Annotated in this window: 25 protein-coding genes and 1 other annotated feature; of the genes, 23 read left to right on the top strand and 2 right to left on the bottom strand. The window is 36.6% G+C overall.

What is annotated here, in order from left to right:
* Positions 1 to 102: 102 nt before the first annotated feature.
* Both FH036_RS14780 and FH036_RS14775 read left to right on the top strand, forming a co-directional pair.
* Positions 103 to 291 (top strand): hypothetical protein, encoded by a 189-nt coding sequence (locus FH036_RS14780; RefSeq protein WP_000469281.1) that lies wholly within the window; start codon positions 103 to 105, stop codon positions 289 to 291.
* Between the two features lie 18 nt (positions 292 to 309).
* Positions 310 to 438, top strand: a complete 129-nt coding sequence (locus FH036_RS14775) for a YrzQ family protein (RefSeq protein ID WP_001053553.1) — start codon at positions 310 to 312, stop codon at positions 436 to 438.
* Between the two features lie 35 nt (positions 439 to 473).
* Here FH036_RS14775 and FH036_RS14770 read toward each other — a convergent pair whose 3' ends face one another.
* Positions 474 to 686 (bottom strand): hypothetical protein, encoded by a 213-nt coding sequence (locus tag FH036_RS14770; RefSeq protein ID WP_000242542.1) that lies wholly within the window; start codon positions 684 to 686, stop codon positions 474 to 476.
* A gap of 176 nt (positions 687 to 862) precedes the next feature.
* Here FH036_RS14770 and FH036_RS14765 point away from each other — a divergent pair, with 176 nt between their 5' ends.
* From FH036_RS14765 to FH036_RS14700, 14 genes are all read left to right on the top strand, one after another.
* A complete protein-coding gene (locus FH036_RS14765; RefSeq protein WP_000793117.1) occupies positions 863 to 1930 on the top strand; it encodes an AI-2E family transporter in 1068 nt (355 codons plus the stop codon).
* Between the two features lie 58 nt (positions 1931 to 1988).
* Positions 1989 to 2208 (top strand) — a binding site (T-box leader).
* Positions 2209 to 2248: 40 nt separating this feature from the next.
* Positions 2249 to 4891: an alanine--tRNA ligase gene (alaS, locus tag FH036_RS14760; protein ID WP_000811832.1), complete on the top strand. Its 2643-nt coding sequence runs from the start codon at positions 2249 to 2251 to the stop codon at positions 4889 to 4891.
* A 76-nt stretch (positions 4892 to 4967) separates the two neighbouring features.
* The gene (locus tag FH036_RS14755) at positions 4968 to 5234 is read left to right on the top strand and encodes an IreB family regulatory phosphoprotein (protein WP_000348590.1); all 267 of its coding nucleotides are present in this window, start codon (positions 4968 to 4970) and stop codon (positions 5232 to 5234) included.
* A gap of 3 nt (positions 5235 to 5237) precedes the next feature.
* A complete protein-coding gene (ruvX, locus tag FH036_RS14750) occupies positions 5238 to 5651 on the top strand; it encodes a Holliday junction resolvase RuvX (protein ID WP_001221197.1) in 414 nt (137 codons plus the stop codon).
* 12 nt (positions 5652 to 5663) lie between these two features.
* Positions 5664 to 5942 (top strand): DUF1292 domain-containing protein, encoded by a 279-nt coding sequence (locus tag FH036_RS14745; protein ID WP_000392247.1) that lies wholly within the window; start codon positions 5664 to 5666, stop codon positions 5940 to 5942.
* 215 nt (positions 5943 to 6157) lie between these two features.
* Positions 6158 to 7228 carry an endolytic transglycosylase MltG gene (gene mltG, locus FH036_RS14740; RefSeq protein WP_071728479.1) on the top strand — a complete coding sequence of 357 codons (1071 nt, stop codon included), beginning with the start codon at positions 6158 to 6160 and terminating at the stop codon, positions 7226 to 7228.
* A 202-nt stretch (positions 7229 to 7430) separates the two neighbouring features.
* A complete protein-coding gene (locus FH036_RS14735) occupies positions 7431 to 8072 on the top strand; it encodes an O-methyltransferase (protein WP_000389089.1) in 642 nt (213 codons plus the stop codon).
* A gap of 7 nt (positions 8073 to 8079) precedes the next feature.
* A complete protein-coding gene (locus FH036_RS14730; protein ID WP_000742779.1) occupies positions 8080 to 9009 on the top strand; it encodes a peptidase U32 family protein in 930 nt (309 codons plus the stop codon).
* Between the two features lie 18 nt (positions 9010 to 9027).
* Positions 9028 to 10308 carry a peptidase U32 family protein gene (locus tag FH036_RS14725; protein ID WP_000217969.1) on the top strand — a complete coding sequence of 427 codons (1281 nt, stop codon included), beginning with the start codon at positions 9028 to 9030 and terminating at the stop codon, positions 10306 to 10308.
* A 17-nt stretch (positions 10309 to 10325) separates the two neighbouring features.
* Positions 10326 to 10964, top strand: a complete 639-nt coding sequence (gene udk, locus FH036_RS14720) for a uridine kinase (protein WP_000537087.1) — start codon at positions 10326 to 10328, stop codon at positions 10962 to 10964.
* A gap of 278 nt (positions 10965 to 11242) precedes the next feature.
* Positions 11243 to 11719, top strand: a complete 477-nt coding sequence (greA, locus tag FH036_RS14715) for a transcription elongation factor GreA (RefSeq protein ID WP_000179963.1) — start codon at positions 11243 to 11245, stop codon at positions 11717 to 11719.
* Between the two features lie 149 nt (positions 11720 to 11868).
* Positions 11869 to 12549 (top strand): hypothetical protein, encoded by a 681-nt coding sequence (locus FH036_RS14710; RefSeq protein ID WP_000680874.1) that lies wholly within the window; start codon positions 11869 to 11871, stop codon positions 12547 to 12549.
* Positions 12550 to 12637: 88 nt separating this feature from the next.
* Positions 12638 to 14392 carry a peptidoglycan D,D-transpeptidase FtsI family protein gene (locus FH036_RS14705; RefSeq protein WP_139895912.1) on the top strand — a complete coding sequence of 585 codons (1755 nt, stop codon included), beginning with the start codon at positions 12638 to 12640 and terminating at the stop codon, positions 14390 to 14392.
* A 116-nt stretch (positions 14393 to 14508) separates the two neighbouring features.
* Entirely contained in the window at positions 14509 to 15159 is a 651-nt protein-coding gene (locus tag FH036_RS14700; protein WP_000897107.1) for a YrrS family protein, read from the top strand.
* A gap of 35 nt (positions 15160 to 15194) precedes the next feature.
* Here the strand turns inward: FH036_RS14700 and FH036_RS14695 are convergent, their stop codons facing one another.
* The gene (locus tag FH036_RS14695) at positions 15195 to 15410 is read right to left on the bottom strand and encodes a YrzA family protein (protein WP_000010984.1); all 216 of its coding nucleotides are present in this window, start codon (positions 15408 to 15410) and stop codon (positions 15195 to 15197) included.
* A 136-nt stretch (positions 15411 to 15546) separates the two neighbouring features.
* Here FH036_RS14695 and FH036_RS14690 point away from each other — a divergent pair, with 136 nt between their 5' ends.
* The 7 genes from FH036_RS14690 (at position 15547) to FH036_RS14655 (ending at position 23359) form a co-directional block, all read left to right on the top strand.
* The gene (locus FH036_RS14690; protein WP_000536319.1) at positions 15547 to 16185 is read left to right on the top strand and encodes a class I SAM-dependent methyltransferase; all 639 of its coding nucleotides are present in this window, start codon (positions 15547 to 15549) and stop codon (positions 16183 to 16185) included.
* A 14-nt stretch (positions 16186 to 16199) separates the two neighbouring features.
* Complete coding sequence (gene mtnN / locus FH036_RS14685; protein WP_001217039.1) at positions 16200 to 16895, top strand: 5'-methylthioadenosine/S-adenosylhomocysteine nucleosidase; 696 nt, start codon at positions 16200 to 16202, stop codon at positions 16893 to 16895.
* Positions 16896 to 16977: 82 nt separating this feature from the next.
* Positions 16978 to 17901 (top strand): O-acetylserine dependent cystathionine beta-synthase, encoded by a 924-nt coding sequence (locus FH036_RS14680; protein WP_001103858.1) that lies wholly within the window; start codon positions 16978 to 16980, stop codon positions 17899 to 17901.
* A gap of 3 nt (positions 17902 to 17904) precedes the next feature.
* Positions 17905 to 19038, top strand: coding sequence for a bifunctional cystathionine gamma-lyase/homocysteine desulfhydrase (locus tag FH036_RS14675; RefSeq protein WP_001201915.1), 1134 nt, complete (start codon positions 17905 to 17907; stop codon positions 19036 to 19038).
* Between the two features lie 258 nt (positions 19039 to 19296).
* Positions 19297 to 21900 carry a bifunctional acetaldehyde-CoA/alcohol dehydrogenase gene (gene adhE, locus FH036_RS14670; RefSeq protein WP_139895910.1) on the top strand — a complete coding sequence of 868 codons (2604 nt, stop codon included), beginning with the start codon at positions 19297 to 19299 and terminating at the stop codon, positions 21898 to 21900.
* Between the two features lie 126 nt (positions 21901 to 22026).
* Positions 22027 to 22254 carry a YrhC family protein gene (locus tag FH036_RS14665; protein ID WP_044793756.1) on the top strand — a complete coding sequence of 76 codons (228 nt, stop codon included), beginning with the start codon at positions 22027 to 22029 and terminating at the stop codon, positions 22252 to 22254.
* A 157-nt stretch (positions 22255 to 22411) separates the two neighbouring features.
* Positions 22412 to 23359 (top strand): ABC transporter substrate-binding protein, encoded by a 948-nt coding sequence (locus tag FH036_RS14655; protein ID WP_000748449.1) that lies wholly within the window; start codon positions 22412 to 22414, stop codon positions 23357 to 23359.

Here is a 23359-nt window from a genome sequence, read left to right as displayed (position 1 = left end):
TTCAAACGTATAACGTTGAAAGGCTCCAGCAATGTATAAATGAATGCAGTTTGGACATAATGGCGAATAGAATCCGGGAGACTGTAAGGAGATGAACGCCATATGTTTATTTGTCCAAATTGCAAAGGGAAAGACATTGGAAAAATAGGTGTCAACCAATTTTATTGCTGGAATTGTTATATCGAATTATCGGTTTCAAAGGGGAAAATCCATACGCATCAAGTAGAAGAAGATGGTTCACTAAGCTCTCTTGATGATTTATTTGATGAGAATGAAAGAACGATCGGATAACGAAAAGGGGGATTTACTTTGAATCTACGCAATTCATTAATCGCATTAGGTGTTGGAGCGGCAGCATATCAATATGCTCGCAAACAAGATGTATTTTCAAAACGTAATATGAAAAAAGCACGTAAGATGATTAAATCTTATTTATAAGCGTAAAAAACTCCCTTCATGATAAGGGAGTTTTTTTATGCACTTGTATGCAAATATAAAAGTCCAATTTCAGAGAAGAGATAAGATAGGCCGTAACATCCAACGCCAAGCATTCCGTAATGAAATAATTGCTTCGCTTTTTCTTTTCGTGAGGAATGAATAAAGAAGCCTTTCCAAATACCAAACCCGATACAAATCCATTCAAGAATCATAAAAAGTGCAGATAATATGAGCATAAATAAAACCATTATGAGCCCTCCTGACTATATTGTTTCATGCTGCATTCTTACGGGTGGTTGTCCTTGTTACGTTATGTATATGTACGTCTTTACAAAACAGTATGGTCTGCACGAAAAGATTTTAAAACTTTTGCACATAACCTACCCTATTTATTTTCAAAATAAAGGTGGAGGAGGTTTTTCGTGTGAAGAATCTTAAAATCATTTGGATATATCGTTTAGGGTTATTGTTACTTGTTTTTCTTTGTTTGCTCGTTTTTTTAAAAATTAAGCCGCTATGGGCACCGATTATTTTTGTATGTAAAGTGGCCATTACACCGTTTCTTATTGCATGTTTCATTGCGTATTTATTGCATCCTTTAATTGAAAAAATTCATAAGGAAGGGATGCCGCGTACACTCGCTATTTTGCTTATTTACATCCTTTTCTTTGGCGGGATTGGTTATGGAATTTATAAAGGAACGCCGGTTGTGATTAAGCAATTACAAGAAATCAATGAACAATTCCCGCAGTTTACAAAGATGTATGATTCGTGGATGGATGGTGTTACAGAACAAACAGCGAATTTCCCGTCATTTATTCATGAAAAGGTGAAACAAATTTTTGTCGGAGTAGAGACGAAGATACAAGCACTTTTAAATAAAGTGATGAGCACAGCTCGTGGTGTACTAGATTCGTTACTCATTATTTTCTTAATTCCGTTCATTGTATTTTACATATTAAAAGATTACGGCGAGTTTTATCATATCTTTTGGAAACTAGTCCCGAGTAAGTGGCGTAGTACGGGGCAAATGTTGGCGAAAGAAATTGATAAGTCACTCGGAAGTTATATTCGCGGACAGTTATTCGTTTGTTTAGTATTAGGAGGAGTATCGGTTCTTTCTTTTTGGTTTATCGGTATGAAATATCCATTATTACTTGGCATCATCATCGGGATAACAGATATAATCCCATACTTTGGCCCTATTTTAGGAGCGATTCCAGCGTTGATGATTGCAGCAACGGTATCAACAAGTTTACTCATTAAAGCGGGGATTACGATTGCTATTTTGCAATTCGTAGAAAGTAACATTTTATCCCCTTATATCGTTGGTAAGTCGCTTCGCATGCATCCTGTTATTATTATGCTTGCATTATTAGTTGGGGGAGAAGTGGCAGGAATTGTAGGGTTATTAATATCAGTTCCTATTTTAGCGGTCATTCGTACAGTGATCGTTCATGTAAGGCCTCTTTGGAAAAAAGAAGATGTGTAAAATGATTATCTACATTGACAAACTTAAGAGAATTCTATTATATTTAGTCATATAATACATTAAATCAATGACGGAACAAGTACGTTACAGTCCATTTATAGAGAGAAGCTTCCATATGGCTGAAAGAAGCTTTAAATGAAGGGTAACAGAAAGCTAATCCTGAGAGCAGCTAATCACTGCCGTCTTGCCACGTTACGGCACCATGAGGTGATGAATTGATTGTTATAGTAATCAATTCATAATTAGGGTGGTATCGCGAGTTAACTCTCGTCCCTTTTATAGGGGCGGGAGTTTTTTATATTTAAGGAGGAAAATACAATGAAACAACTAACAGGCGCACAAATTCGTCAAATGTTTTTAGACTTTTTCCAAGAAAAAGGACATGCAGTAGAACCTAGTGCATCACTAGTTCCACATGAAGATCCATCTCTTCTATGGATTAACAGTGGTGTAGCAACATTAAAAAAATATTTTGATGGACGTGTAATCCCGCAAAATCCACGTATTACAAATGCTCAAAAATCAATTCGTACAAACGATATTGAAAACGTAGGGAAAACAGCTCGTCACCATACATTCTTTGAAATGTTAGGGAACTTCTCAATCGGCGATTACTTCAAAGAAGAGGCAATTACTTGGGCTTGGGAATTCTTAACGAGCGACAAATGGATCGGATTCGATAAAGAATTACTATCCGTTACAATCCATCCAGAAGATGAAGAAGCATTCACAATTTGGAATGAGAAAATGGGTGTTCCAAAAGAGCGTATCATCCGCTTAGAAGAAAACTTCTGGGACATCGGTGAAGGACCAAGTGGACCGAATACAGAGATTTTCTATGACCGCGGAGAAGCTTACGGTAATGACTTTAGTGACCCAGAATTATATCCAGGAGGAGAAAACGAGCGTTACTTAGAAGTATGGAACCTTGTATTCTCTCAATTTAACCATAATCCAGATGGTTCATATACACCACTTCCTAAGAAAAACATCGATACAGGAATGGGTCTAGAGCGTATGACATCTATCGTTCAAGATGTACCTACGAACTTTGACACGGACTTATTCATGCCGATGATTGGTGCAACAGAAACAATCTCTGGTGAGAAGTATCGTAATGGTGACTTAGAAAAAGATATGGCGTTTAAAGTAATCGCTGACCATATCCGTACAGTAACATTCGCTGTTGGTGACGGTGCTCTTCCATCTAACGAAGGCCGTGGTTATGTGTTACGTCGTTTATTACGCCGTGCTGTTCGTTACTCTAAGAAATTAAACATTAATCGTCCATTCATGTTTGAATTAGTACCGGTTGTTGGAGAAGTAATGAAAGACTTCTATCCAGAAGTACTTGAAAAGAAAGATTTCATCGCAAAAGTTGTGAAAAATGAAGAAGAGCGTTTCCACGAAACACTTCATGATGGTGAAGCAATTTTAGCTGAAGTTATTGCAAAAGCGAAAGAAGAAAAAACAACTGTTATTTCTGGAGTAGATGCGTTCCGTCTATATGACACATACGGTTTCCCAATTGAATTAACAGAAGAATATGCAGAAGAAGCTGGTATGACAGTTGATCATGAAGGCTTTGAAAATGAAATGGAAAAACAACGTGAGCGCGCACGTGCTGCTCGTCAAGACGTTGATTCTATGCAAGTTCAAGGCGGTGTCCTTGGAGAAGTGAAAGTAGCGAGCGAGTTCGTTGGTTACGGTACGGTTGCAACAGAAAGTAACGTTGTTGCACTTGTGAAAAACGGTGAATACGCAGACAGCTTACAAGCAGGTGAAGAAGGACAATTAATGCTTGATGTAACACCATTCTATGCTGAGAGCGGCGGGCAAATTGCAGACCGTGGTTACCTTCTTGCTGACGGCGTGAAAGTTCTTGTAAAAGACGTACAAAAAGCACCAAACGGCCAAAACTTGCACAAAGTTGTAGTTGAAGAAGGTACATTAACGAAAGATGCAGCTGTAAAAGCTATTATCGATACGAAAAACCGTAGTAGCGTTGTGAAGAACCATACAGCAACTCACTTACTACACCAAGCATTAAAAGACGTACTTGGAACACACGTTAACCAAGCAGGTTCTCTTGTAACTTCTGAACGTTTACGCTTTGACTTCTCTCACTTCGGTCAAGTACAAGCTGACGAATTAGAAAAAATTGAGCGTATCGTAAACGAGAAAATTTGGGAAAGTATTGATGTTGAGATTTCTCAAAAAGCAATTGAAGAAGCGAAAGAAATGGGCGCAATGGCATTATTCGGTGAAAAATACGGTGATGTTGTACGCGTTGTACAAGTTGGCGACTATAGCTTAGAGCTTTGCGGTGGTTGTCACGTTGATAACACAGCTTCTATCGGTATTTTCAAAATCGTTGCTGAGTCTGGTATCGGTGCAGGAACTCGTCGTATTGAAGCAGTAACTGGTAAGTCTGCTTATGAATTAATGAACGATCAAGTAGGTTTATTAAAAGAAGCAGCTGGAAAAATGAAAACAAATCCAAAAGACATTTTAACAAGAGTAGATGGTTTATTTGCTGAAGTAAAACAACTTCAAAAAGAAAACGAATCTCTTGCAGCAAAATTAAGCAATATTGAAGCTGGAAACTTAACTGATTCAGTAATGACAGTTGATGGCGTGAACGTATTAGCGGCAAAAGTAAATGTTGCAGATATGAACAACTTACGTACGATGATGGATGACCTAAAAAATAAATTACAATCTGCAGTTGTCGTATTAGCGTCTGTAAATGATGATAAAGTAAACATCTTAGCTGGCGTAACGAAAGATTTAATTAGCCAAGGATACCATGCTGGTAAACTTGTGAAAGAAGTAGCTTCTCGTTGTGGTGGTGGCGGTGGTGGCCGTCCTGATATGGCACAAGCGGGCGGTAAAAACCCAGCGCAAGTTGAGGAAGCTTTAGCATTTGTACAAGAGTACGTTAAATCTGTTTCAAAATAAAGAGATAGTAGTGTACAATGGTAGGGAGAGGAGAAGTTCTTCTCCCTATACTTACTATATAAGTGAGGTGCTTGAAATGGACGGTTTTGATAAAACAATGAAGTTTAGCATTCAAGATGAAAAACAGAGTGTCCATGTAAATGATGTACTTTTAACTGTGTATGATGCACTTCAAGAAAAAGGCTATAATCCGATTAACCAAATCGTCGGTTATTTATTAAGTGGAGACCCAGCATACATACCTCGCCATAAAGATGCGCGAAGCATCATTCGCAAGCTTGAACGTGATGAATTAATTGAAGAGCTTGTGAAGTCTTACTTGAAACATCATCGTGAGGAGTAATTTATGCGGATATTAGGTTTAGATGTAGGTACAAAAACAGTCGGGGTTGCAATTAGTGACGAAATGGGCTGGACAGCGCAAGGGCTTGAAACAATCAAGATTAACGAAGAACGAGGTCAATTTGGTTTTGACCGCATTTCTGAGTTAGTAAAACAGTATGATGTGGACAAGATAGTAGTAGGTTTACCTAAAAATATGAATGGTACAATTGGCCCGCGTGGTGAAGCATGCCAACAATTTGCAGAAAACCTACGAGAGCTGTTACAATTAGACGTTGTAATGTGGGACGAGCGTTTGTCAACGATGGCAGCGGAACGTCTACTCATTTCGGCCGATGTAAGCCGTAAGAAGCGAAAGCAAGTAATTGATAAGATGGCTGCAGTCGTAATCTTACAAGGATTTTTAGATAGTAAATAAGAGGTGACCAAAATGGAAGAAAATCAAATTACAATTGTAGACGAAAAAGGTAACGAACATTTATGTGAAATTATTTTCACTTTTGACGCTGAAAAATTTGGCAAAAAATCATACGTAGTCTTCTCTCCAATCGGTGAAGTAGACGAAGATGGAGACCAAATTTATGATGCAATGGCTTATGAGCAAAATGAAGAAGAGGGCGGAACTTTACTTCCAATCGAATCTGAAGAAGAGTGGGAAATGGTACAAGAAATGTTCAACACTCTAGCTGATGAGCAAGAAGCTGAATAATAAGTACTGAAAAGGTGGACGGTATATCGTCCGCCTTTTTTATATGTAAAATGAAAGATTTTTTGTCGAAACTGCGTAATCCTTTGTAGTATAATGAGACGGATTGTAGAAAATAAAGTATCTGTCAAAAATGATAGGTAAATGTATTGTGATTTTTTATCATGTTGTATAGAAAGATGTACATATGGCCTACAATTGAATAAGGAGGAAGAGTTTTGGTAGAGAATCAAGTGAAAAAGAAGCGTAGACGCATTTTTTTATTCTCGATAATTGCACTGCTTTTAGTTTGTGGTTCAGTCTATGCGTATATTTCATCCGCATTAGGACCGGTTGATAGCGGGAATAAAAAAGAGATTGAAGTAGAAATTCCAAAGGGATCATCTACTAGTAAAATTGGTGAGATTTTAGAAGAAAAAGGTGCTGTGAAAAACGGTACAGTTTTTAGTTTTTATACAAAGGCTAAATCTAAAAATTTACAAGCGGGTACATATTTATTAAATCCTTCAATGAGTGCAAAAGATGTTATTGAGCAAATGTCATCTGGTAATGTACATCGTCCAGCTCTTTATAAAGTGACGGTAAAAGAAGGGGCACAAGTAACTGAAATTGCAGAAACGGTTGCAAACGAATTAAAGTGGAATAAAGATGATGTTGTACGTCAATTAAACGATAAAGCATTTATTCAAAAAATGCAGCAAAAGTATCCCAAGCTGTTAACGGATAAAATCTTTGATAGCAATATTAAATATCCATTAGAAGGTTATTTATATCCTGCGACGTACTCTTTCTATAAAAAAGATACAACTTTGGAGGAAATTGTCATTCCGATGCTTGAGAAAACGAATGCAATCATTGTTCAAAACGAAGCAAAAATGAAAGCGAAAAACTGGGATGTTCATCAGCTTTTAACATTGTCTTCACTTATTGAAGAAGAGGCAACAGGCTTTACAGATCGTCAAAAGATCTCTAGTGTCTTTTATAATCGTTTAGCAAAAGGTATGCCGCTTCAAACGGATCCAACGGTATTATATGCACTTGGAAAGCATAAACAACGTGTGTTATACGAAGATTTAAAGGTTAACTCACCGTACAATACGTATGTTGTGAAAGGATTACCTGTCGGTCCGATTGCAAACTCTGGCAAACATTCAGTGGAAGCGGCGTTAGAACCTGCGCAAACAGATTATTATTATTTCTTAGCTGCACCAACTGGTGAAGTGTATTATGCGAAAACATTGGAAGAGCATAATGCATTAAAGCAAAAATATATTACGAAAAAGCAGTGAAATGGGGAGGGATAGCGAAAAAGGTCGCACATCCCTCTTTTTTGTGGTAAAATATATCGGGTTAAAAACTGGCAGAAGAATCGTTTTTAATATCAAAACGGGACGTACAAGCTAAGGATAAAGCTGGCTTGTATTTTTATTGCATTCTATGTGTGAAAAGACGTCATAGAGGCACTTCTCCATGTAAATAAGGAGGACCATTATGGAGGATGCAGTTAACGAGTACCTATTATCATTTATTGATCCGAAAGATAAATTAATTCTTGAAATGGAAGACTATGCGAAAGAAAATCATGTGCCAATTATGGATCGACTTGGAATGGAATTTATGTTGCAATTTTTACGTTTAATTGGACCGAAGAGCATTTTAGAGCTAGGTACAGCAATTGGCTATTCTAGTATTCGTATGATGCAAGCTATTCCAAATTCTCGCATTGTGACAGTTGAGCGCAATCGCGATCGATATGAAAAAGCACTTGAATATATAGAACGTTCACCAGTTAAAGAACGTATTTCCGTTATTTACGGTGATGCGTTAGAAACAGGCGAGCAAGTAGAAGAACATGGAACATTTGACGTTATTTTTATTGACGCAGCAAAAGGACAATATCGTCGCTTTTTTGACTTATATGAACCGTTATTAAATCCTGGTGGCGTAATTATTTCAGATAATGTTATGTACCATGGTCTTGTAACAACGAAAGAGAAAATTGAAAACAGACGTACACGTGGTTTAATCCGTCGTATTAAGACGTACAATGAATGGCTTATGAACCATGAAGGATATGATACAACGATTTTCCCAATTGGTGATGGAGTAGCTGTTAGTAAAAAGAAAGGGTGACCAAGGTATGAAGAAACCAGAATTGTTAGTAACACCAAAAGCAGTGGCGGATATCGAACCTCTTGCGAAAGCAGGAGCAGATGCGGTAATGATCGGTGAGCAAAAGTTTGGTTTACGTTTAGCAGGGGAATTTTCACGTGAAGATGTGAAACAAGCTGTGAAGATTGCACATGAAAATGGTGTAAAAGTATACGTAGCAATGAACGCTATGTTCCACAACGATAAAGTAGAAGAATTAACAGACTATGTTGCATTTTTAAACGAAGTACATGTAGATGCAATTGTTTTTGGAGACCCAGCAGTATTAATGGCGGTCCGCGAAGTAGCGCCAAATATGCAATTGCACTGGAATACAGAAACAACAGCAACAAACTGGTTTACTTGTAACTACTGGGGACAAAGAGGAGCAAAACGTGCTGTATTAGCTCGTGAGCTTAGCTTAGATGAAATTGTTGAGTTAAAAGAAAATGCTGAAGTGGAACTTGAAGTACAAATTCACGGTATGACTTGTATGTTCCAATCGAAGCGTTCGTTAGTAGGAAACTACTTTGAGTATCAAGGACGTCATCTTGACATTGAAAAGAAAAAATATGAAGAGAATATGTTCTTATATGACCCAGAGCGTAACAATAAATATCCAATTTATGAAGATGAAAATGGTACTCACATTATGAGTCCAAACGATATTTGTTTCATCGATGAGTTAGAAGAGCTAATTGATGCTGAAATCGACAGCTTAAAAATTGATGGTGTACTAAAAAGCTCTGCATACATTATTGAGGTAACGAAGAAATATCGTAAAGCAATTGATTTATGTGTAGAAGATCGTGATGCGTATTATGACGTGAAAGACGATTTATATAAAGAGATCGAAGAAATGCAACCGGTGAATCGTCCGTTAGATACAGGATTCTTCTTTAAAGAGACGGTTTACTAAACGAGGAGGGTGTAGGAAATGACTGTACAAGAAATTTCACGAGTGATCGATGGCAAACGCGTTATTGTGAAGAAACCTGAACTGTTAATCCCTGCGGGTAACTTAGAAAAATTAAAAGTAGCTATCCATTACGGGGCAGATGCTGTATATTTAGGTGGACAAGAATTTGGTCTTCGTTCGAATGCAGGTAACTTTACACTGGAAGAAATGGCAGAAGGTGTGGAATTTGCAAAGAAATATGGAGCAAAAATATATGTAACAACAAATATCTTTGCACATAATGAAAATATGGACGGGCTAGAGGAATATTTAAAAGGGATTGAAAAAGCTGGCGTAACGGGAATTATCGTTGCTGATCCGCTTATCATTGAGACTTGTAAACGTGTAGCGCCTTCTGTTGAGGTGCATTTAAGCACACAGCAATCACTATCCAACTGGAAAGCAGCACAGTATTGGAAAGAAGAAGGTTTACATCGTCTTGTATTAGCTCGTGAAGCAAGCTATGAAGAAATGAAAGAGATTAAAGAAAAAGTGGATATTGAAATTGAAGCATTCGTCCATGGTGCAATGTGTATCGCATATTCAGGAAGATGTACGCTAAGTAACCATATGACAGCGCGTGACTCTAACCGTGGTGGTTGTTGTCAATCTTGTCGCTGGGATTATGATTTAGTTCAAACAGTATCACAACATAAAGATGCAAAAGAGCTTCCTCTATTCCAAGAAGAAGATGCTCACTTTGCAATGAGTCCAAAAGACTTAAATTTAATTTTATCAATTCCGAAAATGATTGAAATTGGAATTGATAGCTTAAAAGTTGAAGGACGTATGAAATCAATCCATTACGTAGCTACTGTAGCGACAGTATACCGTAAAGTAATTGATGCATATTGTGCGGATCCTGATAACTTTGAGTTTAAACAAGAATGGTTAGATGAGCTTGATAAATGTGCAAATCGTGATACAGCTCCTGCATTCTTTGAAGGGGTTCCAGGACATCAAGAGCAAATGTTTGGAAATCATAGTAAGAAAACAACGTATGATTTCGCTGGTTTAGTGTTAGATTATAATGAAGAAACGGGCATCGTAACGATTGAGCAACGTAATCATTTCAAACCAGGACATGAAGTGGAGTTCTTTGGGCCAGAAATAGAAAACTTTACGCAAACGGTGGAGAAAATTTGGGATGAGGATGGAAACGAATTAGATGCAGCGAGACATCCGTTGCAAATCGTGAAATTCAAAGTGGATCAACCAGTGTATGTGAATAATATGATGCGCAAAAGCATACTTCAATAAGAAAGAGTGATAGTCGAATGGGGACGAATAAGCCTGTTGTAATTGGAATTGCTGGTGGTTCAGGGTCAGGTAAGACAAGTGTAACGAAAGCGATTTTTGACCATTTTAAAGGTCATTCCATTTTAATCTTAGAGCAAGATTATTATTACAAAGATCAAAGCCATTTACCAATGGAAGAGCGTTTAAAAACAAATTATGATCATCCATTAGCGTTTGATAATGATTTGTTAATTGAACATTTGCAGCAGTTGCTTGCATATAAACAAGTAGAGAAACCTGTATATGACTATACATTGCATACGCGTTCAGATGAAATTATTCCAGTTGAGCCGAAAGATGTAATCATTTTAGAAGGAATTCTTATTTTAGAAGACCCACGTCTTTGTGAGTTAATGGACATTAAGTTATTCGTTGATACAGATGCTGACCTTCGTATTTTACGCCGCATGCAGCGTGATATTAAAGAACGTGGTCGTACGATGGATTCAGTTATTGATCAATATGTAAATGTTGTACGTCCAATGCACAATCAATTTATTGAGCCTTCTAAGAAATTTGCGGATATTATTATCCCTGAAGGTGGACAAAACCACGTTGCAATTGATATTATGGTTACAAAAATTGCAACAATTCTTGAACAAAAAGTAAATTTGTAATAGCATAGTAAAAGATATACGGTAGGAAGGGATTTTTTCCCTTCCTATCGAATACAATGAAACATGCAACCTCATCTATATATAGGTGAGGGCATATTTATATCAACTTTCCATACATATCTTCTTTATATAAAGAAGAATTGGGAATACGGGGTTGTATGTGACAACTCCGCTAGTACAGGCGTGCTAGAAACCTCCGCTTTACATATAAGCGGGGGAGTTTTCATATGGAACTCCTCTTTTTTTCGGGGGATTGGTATATAAAAGGAGTGGAAAATATGGCAACAGAAAAAACATACCCTATGACGCAAGAGGGTAAGCAAAAGCTAGAGAACGAACTTGAGGATTTAAAAACGGTAAAACGTAAAGAAGTTGTAGAGCGCATTAAGATTGCACGTAGCTTCGGAGATCTTTCTGAGAACTCTGAGTATGATGCAGCGAAAGATGAGCAAGCGTTCGTAGAAGGACGTATTACACAATTAGAAAACATGATTCGTAACGCAGTTATCATCACAGATAACGGTGAAGAATCTACAGTTGTTACATTAGGTAAAACAGTAACATTTAAAGAACTACCAGATGGAGATGAAGAAGCTTACACAATCGTAGGTAGCGCAGAAGCAGATCCATTTGAAGGAAGAATTTCTAACGATTCTCCAATCGCAAAAAGCTTATTAGGTAAGCAAATTGGCGAAAAGGTAGCAATCCAAACTCCAGGTGGAGAAATGCAAGTAGAGATTATCTCTGTAAAATAAAAAAAGATTCTCCTATCGGGAGAATCTTTTTTTTCTGTAGAATTTTATGTAACCTTTAGAGTGATTCGACAAAAAATGTCAAAAAAATACTTTAAGCTTTGATATCATAATTAGAGACTATAGGTTTTAAAAGGGAAAAGGGGCTAATTATGAAACATAAAATCTTTACGGGATTAGTTTGTAGTATATCCATATTAGGACTTGCTGCATGCGGAACGAATGAGGAAACTACATCATCAAAGGGAGAAAAGGTAAAGCAAGAAGAAAAAAAGGATATTAAAGCAACTGAGGGTTCAAAAACCTTAGAAACTCCGCAAGGTAAAAAGGAATTTAATGATTTTGATGTAGCGTATCAATTAGCTATTGTGATGAAAATATTTCAAGATGTAACGATTAAGTACGATTATGCGATTGGGAATCCAGATTATTTATTGCGAGATTCTATGGATCAAAAAACAATAGATGATATGAAGAATATGTTACAAGAACAGGCGAAGAATAATGATAAGATTTTAAAAGATGAAGTGAATCAAGCGTATACATATTTAAAACAATCAAAAGTAAGTAATAAAGATGATATTCAAAAAATAATAGATGCACAAAATAATTATTTACATATTGTAGATAAGATGATTACTTGTATTGATTCTGTAACAGTTGAGAATGCAAAAGAAAAAAGAAATGAAATGGATAATTTCAGTAAGGAATATTTAAAAGTAGCTGCTAATGTAACAACTACTGTAATTGAAGTTGCTAAAAACACTGGAGTGAATGAAACTGAATTTAGATCGCTTCTTATGAAATTTTTAGAAAAACCAAAGAAACAATAATAGCCTTATATAATATCTATTTTTATTTCGGAGCTTGTATAAATAAAATAGTACCTCGTCTAAACTACAATAGACGAGGTGTTTTTTTATGAAAATAAAACGGAGAATTACAATTGTTTTAATTTGTTTTATATGTGTCATGTTTATATTACTTTGTCGTTTAATTCAAATACAAATTATCAATACGGAATCATTTACGGATCGTAAGATTAACTTAATTGAAAAAAGTGTTACACAACGGACGCAATCCATTACGGTAGATGATGGACGCGGCCATTTTATAGATCGTAATGGTAAGGAGATAGGTGAGAAAAAGTATCCTGTTTTAATTGTTTTTCCATTTCTACAATTAAAAAATAACATGTTGGAGAAAATTGCGCATATCATTGGTATGTCGAGACAAGAGATTGAAAGTCAAATGAAACATAAGAAAAGTGCATTTATCCTGCAAAGAGGAAATGAACCACTTCGCTTGGAACGAGAGCAGATGGAGAAGGTGAATCAATTAAATGTATTAGGCATTGTAGCAGCTGAAGTTCGTTTGCGACAAACTAGCATGATGAATCATTTAATTGGTGATGTGGGTGAGAATGAGCGAGAATTTCAAAAACGATACGGAGAAGTTAGAAAAATTTCAAAACAAACACCGATTGGCATTTCAGGATTGCAGCAATCATTTGATGAATTTCTTTTGACCGATGGAGAGGCAAAAGTATTGTATCAAGTGGATCGGCAAGGAGAACCGATTTTTGGAAAACAAGCGAAATATACATCGCCTGGAAATCCGTTTTATCCAGTGACGATTCAAACTACTTTACATAACGAGTTACAGAAAAAAGCAGAAGAAGTAGTTGAAGCAAGTGAAATTAAGAAGGGAGGAGTAGTGCTACTTGATGTAAAGAAAAATGAAATTTTAGCAATGGTTAGCAAACCAGCTGTACAGGTGAAAGATGAGAGTTTATATAAAACTACACTTGAAAATCAAATGTTAACACCACACTTCCCCGGTTCTGTTTTTAAAACAATCATTGCGGCGGCAGCGATTGATCAGAATGAAAATGTTTTTAATCGCGTATTTAATTGTAATAAAGATTTATATGGTGAAGATCACCCACAAGTTAGGATGGGGACACTTAGTTTTAAAGAGAGCTTTGCTAGAAGCTGTAACAGGACATTTTCAGAGTTAGGAAATGAGCTAATACAAAAGGATAAGATGGTGTTAGAAACTTATGTAGAGGCTTTAGGAGGCGCTGAGAAGGTTGGATGGAGAGGTTCTGTATTTCATACAACTCATTTTGAGCAAATGCCAGAGGAGAAAAGTGTTACGATTTGGGGGAGTGAAGGAAATAAGAATAGTAAAAAAGCGGTAGCGCAAACAGCAATTGGACAGAAAGATGTACGTATGTCACCTCTAGCGATTGCAAATATGATGGCGACGATTGCTAGAGGAGGAGAAAAGATGGAAGTGAAAGCTGTTGAAAAAATAATGTATAAAAATGGAACGGATTTTTATACATTTGAAGACCATACATTAGGTGGAAAACAGCTTTCATATGAAACAGTGAAAACATTACAAAAGTTATTAAGGAGCGTTGTAACAACGGAAAAAGGCACAGGATCAGCATTCAAGTCGTTACCACTAAGTGTCGCTGGAAAATCTGGGACAGCACAAACAGGAAAAGGAAAGAAAGAGAATCGATGGTTTGCAGGTTATTTTCCATATGAAAATCCAAGGTATGCTTTAGTTGTCGTGGATATAGAAACGAATAGCGATGTAAATAAAGTTACACCTATTTTCAAATCTATCGTAGAATCAATCTATCGATTAGAGAATGAAAAGTAATCTTGCAATTCATAGTAAAATGTTTTCATTTCATGAAAATATTATTGTAAATGTTCAACCTTTCTAGATTTAATGTTACAATAGCAAGTATGAAAAACTGCATGGAGGTTTGAAGAATGGCAGGAGGATCTAGATTCCAACAGAAACAACAAAAACGTCGTCAAAACGGTGTTTTAAATATTGCAATCGCTATTGTACTAGTAGCAGTAGCTATTGTAGCATATCAATTGTTTGTTCCTGACACGAAAGAGCAAGCGTCTTCTAGCGATAAAAAGGTAGCTCAGCAAACAACGAAAGAGAATAAGTCTGAGAAAGCTAAAGGCAAAGAAGAGACGAAGAAGAATGAACAAGAGAAAACAGAGGCTAAGAAGAAAGAAGAAGAAGAGAAGCTAAAGGCTGAAGAAGAACAGAAAAAAGCTGAAGAAGAAGCGAAAGCTAACGAGAAAGTACCAGCTGAAAAAACACAGCCAAAGGCAACTGACGCTTATACGAAACCTTCTTGGAAGCCAGTAGGCACAGAGCAAGGTGCAACACCTGCGATGACGTTTAAAAAAGGTACAGCAGATTGGAATGAGATGAATCAAGCGATTTCAGCTGCAATTGACGTTCCAGTAGAGCAATTAATTATTCATCGAATCGGAAATAACGGTAAGAATAAAGCTTACGGTAACGTACAAGATAAACAAACAGGTAAAAGATATTATGTAAATATTGATTGGGTAGACAATGAAGGCTGGAAACCAGTACTTGTTCAAACTCTAAACTAAAAAAGAGAAGCTCCTAAGGAGCTTCTCTTTTTTAGTTAGCGTAATTTCTTTAATTTAAAATGAACAACCGCGCTATAATATGGTCTTTTACTTTCAGGATCCATAACCATTTGATGCGAGATGTGATGAACTTCAAGCATAAGTGCTTTATTATTATCGATTTGTTCACTGATTTTACGTTCTAAAGAAGCTAAGTCTCCCGCTTCAAAAAATTCTACTTTATCTTCTAACATTTCAAAGGTAAATGACATGAAGACGGCCCCTCTCCTATGTAATCAACTATAGTGTAACAAAGAAAAGAAGGAAATACCATGTACATTTCAATTGACATTTTTAGAAAGAGGGAATATCATACTGATAAAACCGATAAGAAAAAGGGGAATTTTTATGGGTACAGAATTTAATGGTTTATTTGATGAGTGGGCTCATACGTACGACTCATTTGTACAAGGCGAAGATATACAATATAAAGAAGTTTTCGCCCATTATGAGGACATTCTAGAGGATGTAGTTAACAAGTCATTTGGTAACGTATTAGAATTTGGTGTCGGTACAGGTAATTTAACAAATAAATTATTACTTGCTGGCCGCACAGTTTACGGTATAGAACCGTCACGTGAAATGCGCATGATTGCAAAAGAGAAATTGCCAAAAGAGTTTTCCATTACAGAAGGTGATTTTCTTTCGTTTGAAGTCCCGAATTCCATTGATACCATAGTAAGCACCTATGCATTTCATCATTTAACAGATGATGAAAAAAATGTAGCGATTGCGAAGTATAGTCAATTGCTAAACAAAGGTGGTAAAATAGTGTTTGCTGATACGATATTTGCAGATCAAGATGCATATGATAAAACTGTTGAAGCAGCAAAACAAAGAGGTTTTCATCAGTTAGCAAACGATTTGCAAACGGAATACTATACACGTATTCCAGTTATGCAGACTATTTTTGAAAACAATGGCTTCCATGTAACGTTTACGAGATTAAATCATTTCGTGTGGGTAATGGAGGCAACTAAGCAATAGAAAGAGGGATTAGATTGAGAATTGCTGTAATTGGAGCAATGGAAGAAGAAGTACGTATTTTACGTGATAAATTAGAACAAGCAGAAACAGAAACGGTTGCGGGTTGTGAATTTACGAAAGGGCAATTAGCAGGACATGAAGTAATCTTGTTAAAGTCTGGTATTGGTAAAGTAAACGCAGCGATGTCAACGACAATTTTATTAGAAAGATATAAGCCTGAAAAAGTCATTAATACTGGTTCAGCTGGTGGCTTCCATCATTCTCTAAATGTTGGGGATGTCGTTATTTCAACAGAAGTTCGTCACCATGACGTAGATGTAACAGCATTTAACTATGAGTATGGGCAAGTACCAGGGATGCCGCCTGGATTTAAAGCTGATGAAGCATTAGTTGCATTAGCTGAAAAATGTATGCAGGCAGAAGAAAATATTCAAGTTGTAAAAGGTATGATTGCAACAGGTGATTCATTTATGAGTGATCCGAACCGAGTTGCAGCAATTCGTGATAAATTTGAAAACCTTTATGCAGTAGAAATGGAAGCAGCAGCTGTTGCACAAGTATGCCACCAATATGAAGTTCCGTTTGTTATCATTCGTGCACTTTCTGATATTGCTGGTAAAGAATCAAATGTTTCATTTGATCAATTTTTAGATCAAGCAGCTCTTCATTCTACAAACTTTATCGTAAAAGTACTAGAAGAGTTAAAGTAATGTAACAAAAAGGCAACTGTCTCATATAAAGAAAATACATACAGTTGCCTTTTCTTTATTGGCAAATAAGGGGGAGAACACGATGAATGTATATCGTGGAGTTCATGAGTTAATTGGTCATACACCAATTGTGGAAATTACTCGTTTTTCACTTCCAGAAGGGGTCCGTTTATTTGCAAAGCTTGAATTTTATAACCCAGGCGGAAGTGTTAAGGACCGATTAGGAAGAGAATTAATCGAAGATGCGCTAGAAAAAGGGCTTGTTACAGAGGGCGGAACAATTATTGAACCGACAGCTGGAAATACTGGTATTGGACTGGCACTCGCAGCGTTACAACATGATTTACACGTTATGGTTTGTGTACCAGAGAAATTTAGCATTGAAAAACAAGAATTAATGAAAGCACTAGGCGCAACGGTCGTGCATACGCCGACTGAGCAAGGAATGACCGGTGCAATTGCAAAAGCAAAAGAGTTAGTAAATGAGATACCGAATTCATACTCTCCAAGTCAGTTCGCAAATGAGGCAAATCCTCGTGCATATTTTAAAACATTAGGACCTGAACTGTGGGACGCATTGAATGGAGAGATTAACATATTTGTTGCTGGAGCAGGAACTGGCGGTACGTTTATGGGGACTGCATCTTACTTGAAAGAAAAAAATGTAGATATAAAAACGGTTATTGTGGAACCAGAAGGATCTATTTTAAATGGTGGTAAGGCTGGTTCACATGAGACCGAAGGAATTGGACTGGAATTTATCCCGCCATTTTTGAAGACATCTTATTTTGATGAAATTCATACGATTTCTGATCGAAATGCATTTTTACGAGTGAAAGAATTAGCGCAAAAAGAAGGACTTCTTGTTGGGAGCTCTTCAGGAGCAGCATTTCATGCAAGTTTACTTGAAGCAGAGAAAGCGGCGCCAGGTACAAATATTGTAACGATTTTTCCTGATAGTAGTGAGCGCTATTTAAGTAAAGACATATACAAAGGATGGGAATAAAAAATGAGAGCAAAGACAAAGTTAATTCATGGTATTCGCATAGGAGAACCTTCAACTGGATCTGTAAATGTACCGATTTATCAAACGAGTACGTACAAACAAGAAGCAGTTGGTAAGCATCAAGGATATGAATATTCACGTACAGGAAACCCAACACGTGCAGCTTTAGAAGAAATGATTGCGGTATTAGAAAACGGCCATGCTGGTTTCGCATTTGGTTCAGGAATGGCGGCTATTACAGCTACAATTATGTTGTTCTCAAAAGGTGACCACGTTATTTTAACAGATGATGTGTATGGCGGAACGTACCGCGTGATTACGAAAGTGTTAAACCGCTTCGGTATTGAGCATACATTTGTAGATACAACAAACTTAGAGGAAGTTGAAAAAGCGATTCGTCCAAATACGAAAGCGATTTATGTAGAAACACCAACGAATCCGTTACTAAAAATTACTGATATTAAAAAAATATCTACTCTTGCTAAAGAGAAAGATTTATTAACAATTATTGATAACACATTCATGACGCCATATTGGCAGTCGCCGATTTCTTTAGGAGCAGACATTGTACTTCATAGTGCAACGAAATATTTAGGAGGTCATAGTGACGTAGTTGCAGGTCTAGTAGTTGTAAATAGCCCGCAATTAGCAGAAGACCTTCACTTTGTACAAAACTCAACAGGTGGCATTCTTGGCCCACAAGATAGTTTCTTACTACTTCGTGGTTTAAAAACATTAGGAATTCGAATGGAAGAGCATGAAACGAATTCACGCGCAATTGCTGAGTTTTTAAATAACCACCCAAAAGTAAATAAAGTATATTACCCAGGCCTTGAGTCACATCAAAACCATGAACTGGCAACAGAACAGGCAAATGGATTTGGTGCTATTATCTCATTTGATGTAGATAGCGAAGAAACATTAAATAAAGTACTTGAGAGATTACAATACTTTACGCTGGCTGAAAGCTTAGGAGCAGTAGAAAGTTTAATTTCTATCCCCTCTCAAATGACGCATGCATCAATTCCAGCAGATCGTCGTAAAGAATTAGGAATTACAGATACATTAATTCGAATTTCTGTCGGTATTGAAGACGGAGAAGATTTAATTGAAGATTTAGCACAAGCGTTAGCATAGTAAAAATGCACTGCTAGTATAGGCAGTGCATTTTTACTATATTAATTTGTGAAATATTTCACAAATTAGACAAACACAAATAAAATAAATTCATGTATATTAAGTTCATGAAGTGTTACTCACGAACAAACTTGTGAAATATTTCACAAACAATGAGGTTCATGTAGGAAAGCAATTCTATTTTTTTGCGCTAATCGGGACTGATTATGACCTATAGGGTCTTATTTAGTCCAAGATAGCAGAATAGGAGGAATTTACATGGTAGTCAAAGAGAAAGTTGTAAATGAAATGCAGGAAGTAAAAGAGATGATTGATACGTTAGTGAATAACGGTCGGAAGGCTTTACAAGCATTAGAAAGTTTTACACAAGAGCACATTGACAACATTGTTCATGAAATGGCATTAGCAGGTGTTGATCAACATATGCCACTTGCGAAGTTGGCTGTTGAAGAAACAGGTCGTGGTGTATACGAAGATAAATGCATTAAAAATATTTTTGCTACTGAATATATTTGGCATAGCATAAAGAAAGATAAAACAGTAGGGATTATTCACGAAGACCCTCATGAAGAAATAATAGAAATTGCGGAGCCCGTCGGTGTAGTAGCTGGGGTAACACCAGTAACGAATCCAACATCGACAACACTGTTTAAAGCATTAATCGCGATAAAAACGAGAAATCCAATTATTTTCGCATTTCATCCTTCAGCACAAAACTGTTCTATTGCAGCGGCAAAAACAGTATATGATGCAGCGGTGAAGGCTGGGGCACCAAAACATTGTATTCAGTGGATTGAAAGACCTTCTGTCGAAGCAACGAAACAATTAATGAACCATGAAGGTGTTGCGCTTGTTTTGGCAACTGGAGGAGCAGGAATGGTGAAATCAGCTTATTCTACTGGAAAACCAGCGCTAGGTGTAGGTCCTGGTAATGTACCATGTTATATAGAGAAATCAGCGCATATAAAACGAGCGGTTAATGATTTGATTTTATCTAAAACATTTGATAATGGTATGATTTGTGCATCAGAACAAGCGATTATTGTAGACAAGGAAATTTATGATGATGTGAAAACAGAAATGATTGCAAATGATTGTTACTTTGTAACCGAGGAAGAGAGAAGTAAATTAGAAAAGCTTGTTATTAATGAAAATACATGTGCAGTAAATAGTGATATTGTAGGGAAATCCGCACAGTATATTGCTGAATTAGTTGGAATTACTGTACCTAAAAATACAAAAATGCTTGTAGCTGAAATACAAGGCATTGGAGCCGCATATCCACTATCTCGTGAGAAGTTAAGTCCAGTATTAGCTTGTGTGAAAGCAAATTCATTAGAAGAAGGATTTACATATTGTGAAGAAATGTTAAACCTCGGTGGTTTAGGACATTCAGCAGTTATCCATTCTGTAAATAAAGAAGTGCAAAAGCAATTTGGATTACGTATGAAAGCTTGCCGCCTTATTATAAATGCCCCTTCATCACAAGGTGGAATCGGTGACATATATAATGGATTTATTCCATCACTTACGCTTGGCTGCGGTTCCTACGGGAAAAACTCGGTTTCTCAAAACGTAACAGCGACGCACTTATTAAATATAAAAAGGTTGGCAAATAGAAAAAAGAATATGCAGTGGTTCAAATTACCACCAAAAATTTATTTTGAAAAACATGCGACATCATATTTAGCAAATATGCCTAACATTTCACGTGCGTTTATTGTAACGGATCCAGGAATGGTTGAGCACGGATATGTAGATACGGTTACGCATTATTTACGTAAACATGCAAATGATGTGAAAGTTGAAGTTTTCTTTGAGGTCGAGCCAGATCCGTCAGATGAAACTGTGTTTAAAGGTGCGGAAATGATGAGAAGTTTTCAGCCTGATGTCATTATCGCACTTGGTGGTGGTTCAGCGATGGATGCAGCGAAAGGGATGTGGCTTTTCTATGAGCACCCAGAAACAACATTCTATGGAATTAAACAGAAGTTTTTAGATATAAGAAAACGTACATGTAAATATCCGGAATTAGGAAGTAAGGCGCAGTTTGTTGCTATTCCAACAACATCTGGAACAGGATCAGAAGTGACACCATTTGCGGTTATTACAGATAAGAAAAATAATATAAAGTATCCACTTGCCGATTATGAATTAACGCCAGATATAGCAATTGTTGATCCACAATTTGTAATGACAGTACCACCACATGTAACAGCAGACACTGGGATGGACGTATTAACGCATGCAATCGAGGCGTATGTGTCTGTTTTAGCAAATGACTATACAGATGGATTAGCATTAAAGGCCATTGATCTCGTATTTAAATATTTACCAAGAGCATTTAAAGATGGACATGATGAAGAAGCACGAGAAAAAATGCATAATGCTTCTGCAATTGCAGGAATGGCATTTGCAAATGCTTTTCTAGGTATTAATCACAGCTTAGCACATAAAATTGGACCAGAATTTCATATTCCACATGGGCGTGCGAATGCAATTCTTATGCCGCACGTAGTTCGCTATAATGCTATTAAGCCAAGAAAACACGCATTGTTCCCAAAATATGAGCACTTTGTAGCCGATGAACGCTATGCACATATTGCGAGAATGCTCGGGCTTCCAGCAAGTTCGACCGCAGAAGGTGTGGAATCACTTGTCAAAGCAATTATTGAGCTCGGAAAAAGTTTAAATATAAATATGAGTATTGCAGGACAAGGAGTTGCTAAAGACCAATTTGAAGAGGTTGTTGGATTATTGGCAGAAAGAGCTTTTGAAGATCAATGTACAACAGCTAACCCAAAATTACCTCTCATTTCAGAGCTGAAAGAAATTTATATGAAAGCATATAAAGGTGAGTAATGGTTATGAAAGAGTCGCCATAAAGCGGCTCTTTTTCTTTTGGAAAACATCTCCCAGAATGGCTGTATTTACTTGTCTTTAAGTTTAGTAGAATATGATACAGTGAAATGGAGGAGTGAGAATATAATGAAAGAATTACAAGAGAAAATAGAAGATTATACTCGGTTCGGACAAATTCTTCTCGCTGTAAGTACATTGTTGATGGTTGGATTATTGATTCCGACTGGAGCAAAAGAAACGATACAATTTTTTGCTATGATGGGGAGCATCGTTATATTCTTAAGTTTATCTTTCTTTTTCTTTCAGCGTGTAAAAGTGATGCGAGACAAGTTAGAGGGAAACGAATGTGAATAATATTGATAAATAGTGCGTTATAAAAAGAAGGAATCTTTTTGTAACGCTTTTTGTTTTTTTCTAGAAAATGTATGCGTTTCATATTGACAATGATAATCCTTATCAATTAAAGTAGAATAGTAGTTAATGATTATCATTATCAATTAGAGGTGGAAGAATGAAAAAATCTATTACGCTATTTACAGCGATTTTATCTATTTTTTTCTTATTAATAGGTTGCAGTGCAAAGGGAGACGAAAAAGCAGCGGCAACAAAAACAGAAAAAGGAAAAGAGAAAATAGAAGTTACCGACCTGTCAGGAAGAAAGGTAATATTCGATAAAGTGCCAGAGAGTTTTGCAACATTAAGTATGGGAGACATGAATATTATTCATGCTTTAGGTGGAAAAATAGTGGGTCGTCCGGATGCAAAAATAACTCTTCCAGAGGATATAAAGAAAGTACAAGTAATCGGAAATGCACATCAGCCGAATTTTGAGCAAATTGCCAGCTTAAAGCCCGATGTACTTATTGCTAATAATGGGTTCCAAAAGAATGTTCCAACGGTTGAAGGGCAAGGAACGAAAGTAATGATTTCTTCTACGAATTCTGTACAAGATATTCTAAAGAATATTGAACTATACGGAACGATAATGAAAAAAGAAGATAAAGCAAAAGAACTTAACCAAAAAATTACGAATCAAATGAAGACATATGAGAAAAAGAGTGATGTGAAAGCATTGCTAGTGTATGGAGCACCTGGTACTTATTTAGCAGCATTACCAACCTCTTTATCAGGTGATATTTTAGAAAAAACAGGTGGGAAAAATATTGCAGCTGATTTTCCAGAAATGAAGGAATATCCGCAATATGCACAGCTAAGTGTAGAACGCATTATTGAGGCGAATCCTGATGTGATTTATTTAATTACACATGGAGATCCAAATAGCGTTAAAAAAGCATTTGAAGGCGAAATGATGAAAAATGAAGCGTGGAAAAATTTAGATGCAGTAAAACAAAATCGCGTAGTTATTTTGCCACCAGACTTGTTTGGATCAAATCCTGGAACAAAAGTTACAGAAGCGATGGACTTTATGTATAAAAGTATACAAGATGTAAGGAAATGA

Origin of the sequence: Bacillus sp. CD3-5 (genome assembly GCF_006349665.1) — a bacterium.
Classification (GTDB): domain Bacteria; phylum Bacillota; class Bacilli; order Bacillales; family Bacillaceae_G; genus Bacillus_A; species Bacillus_A paranthracis.
Note: the sequence above shows the minus strand (reverse complement) of the source record. Positions and strands in the feature narration are given on the sequence as shown.